The organism is Microbacterium sp. KRD172, assembly GCF_017168295.1.
GTDB lineage: Bacteria > Actinomycetota > Actinomycetes > Actinomycetales > Microbacteriaceae > Microbacterium > Microbacterium profundi.
In genome coordinates, this window is record NZ_JABFAS010000003.1 from 1 (window position 1) to 2,380 (window position 2,380).

Annotated in this window: 2 protein-coding genes; one reads left to right on the top strand and one right to left on the bottom strand. The window is 64.7% G+C overall.

The annotated features are described in order from the left end of the window. Positions 1-8: 8 nt before the first annotated feature. The gene (locus J1M43_RS15715; RefSeq protein ID WP_206477437.1) at positions 9-689 is read right to left on the bottom strand and encodes an IS30 family transposase; all 681 of its coding nucleotides are present in this window, start codon (positions 687-689) and stop codon (positions 9-11) included. 299 nt (positions 690-988) lie between these two features. On the opposite strand from J1M43_RS15715, the gene J1M43_RS15720 reads away from it, so the two are divergent. Then, positions 989-2,338, top strand: coding sequence for an IS256 family transposase (locus J1M43_RS15720; protein WP_033105388.1), 1,350 nt, complete (start codon positions 989-991; stop codon positions 2,336-2,338). Positions 2,339-2,380: the final 42 nt, after the last annotated feature.

The following is a 2,380-nucleotide window of genomic DNA, read 5'->3' on the forward strand; positions in this document are numbered from 1 at the left end:
CCCGGGTTCTAGTTCGAGGTGCAACGTGGTGTGGCTTGGCTTGAGCATAGTTCGTTGAAGATCTCGGCGGGGGTTGCCCAGCCGAGGACTCGGCGGGGTCGGTTGTTGATCTCGGTGACGATCTCGTCGAGGTCTGTTTGGGTGAGGTCTTCGAAGCTGGTGCCTTTCGGGAGGTATTTGCGGATGCGGCCGTTGAAGTGCTCGTTCGTGCCCCGCTGCCATGCCGAGTACGGGTCGGCGAAGTAGGTCGGGATGGCGAGGGCGTCGGCGAGTTGGTAGTGGAACGCGAACTCGGACCCATTGTCCGCCGTCACGGAGCGGACGGCGTGGGCGGGTAGCGGCGAGTACACGCTCAGCTGCGCGTCGATGGTGGGCGCGGCGGCGATGGCGGGGATCTTCACGGCCTGCAGGTACCGGGCGCGGCGTTCCACGGTGGTGTGCAGCCCACCGGTGCCGCGCAGACCGAGGACGCTGTCGGATTCCCAGTGCCCGAACTCGATACGGTCCTCGACCAGGGCGGGGCGCTCGTGGATCGAGGTGCGCCACTTGATCCGCTCGGAATGCACCCGCCGGCCCTGTCGGCGGCGGCGCTTGCGCTGCCCGCGAGGCAGGTACTGCCAGAGCTGTCGGTGCTTCTGCTCGGGGGCGTAGATCCATGCGTAGAGCGTCCCACTTGATCCGCTCGGAATGCACCCGCCGGCCCTGTCGGCGGCGGCGCTTGCGCTGCCCGCGAGGCAGGTACTGCCAGAGCTGTCGGTGCTTCTGCTCGGGGGCGTAGATCCATGCGTAGAGCGTCGAGCCTGTCAAATGGTCTGTGTAAGGGGGTGAGGTTCACCCCCCTGAAGGAGAAACACTGTGACTATGGATGCGATCAGCCCGGAGCGCGAGGAGCGTCGTCGGAGGCAGAAGGAGCTTGCTGATCAGAGCCTGTCAAATGGTCTGTGTAAGGGGGTGAGGTTCACCCCCCTGAAGGAGAAACACTGTGACTATGGATGCGATCAGCCCGGAGCGCGAGGAGCGTCGTCGGAGGCAGAAGGAGCTTGCTGATCAGTTGAAGGCGTCGGGAGCGATGGATGAGATCTTCGCGAAGATCGACGCGGGCGAGCCCTTGACGGGCGAGCACGGGATGCTGGGCGGGATGTTGAAGGCGGCGCTGGAGCGGGGGCTGGATGCGGAGCTGACGGAGCATGTCGGCTACGACCGCGGCGATGCCGAGGCGTCGCTGTATCCGAACTCCCGCAATGGGTCGACGCCGAAGACGGTGTCGACCGAGATCGGTGATATCGAGCTTGCGGTCCCGCGCGACCGGAACGGGTCGTTCACGCCGATGCTGGTCCCGAAGGGGCAGCGGCGGCTGGACGGGCTGGATGGGATGATCATCTCGCTTTACGCGGGCGGGATGACGATCCGCGACATTCAGCACCATCTCGCGAACACGATCGGCACCGAGCTCAGCCATGAGACGATCTCGAAGATCACCGACCAGGTCGCCGACGAGGTCCTCGCCTGGCAGACGAGGCCGCTCGAGTCGCTGTATCCGGTGATCTATCTGGACGCGATCATCGTGAAGATCCGCGATGGCGGGCATGTCCGCAACAAGGCCGCTCATATCGCTGTCGGGGTCGACATGGACGGGATCAAGCACGTCCTGGGGATCTGGGTGCAGGCCACCGAGGGTGCGAAGTTCTGGGCGTCGGTGTGCGCCGAACTCGCCAACCGCGGCGTCCGCGACGTGCTGATCGTCTGCTGCGACGGGCTGACCGGGTTCCCCGAGGCGATCGCGGCGACGTGGCCGGAAGCGACCGTGCAGACCTGCGTCGTGCATCTCATCCGGGCTGCGATGCGGTTCGTGAACTACAAGGACCGCAAGGCCGTCGCCGCCGCGCTGAAACCGATCTACCAGGCTGCGAACGAGGACACCGCCCTCGAGGCGCTCGAGGAGTTCAGCGCGTCCGAGCTCGGGAAGCGATACCCGTCGGCGGTGAAATCGTTCCAGGACGCCTGGGACAAGTTCACCCCGTTCCTCGCGTTCCCGCCCGAGCTGCGGCGGGTGATCTACACGACGAACGCGATTGAATCGCTGAACTACCAGCTGCGGAAGATCACCAAGAACCGTGGCCATTTCCCCAACGACGCTGCTGCGGTCAAGCTGCTCTGGCTCGCGATCTGCGACATCGAGGACAAACGAGCCCGCGAACGAGAGAAGGAACGCGGCCTGCCCGCGAGCAAGCGCAAAGCCAGCGGCCGACTCATCGAGGGCAACGTCACGACGAACTGGAAACAAGCCCTTGAGCAACTCGCCCTGGCTTACCCCGAGCGAATCAACCCCTACCTCTGACCACCAATTCCGAACCGCTTACACAGAAAACTTGACAAGCCC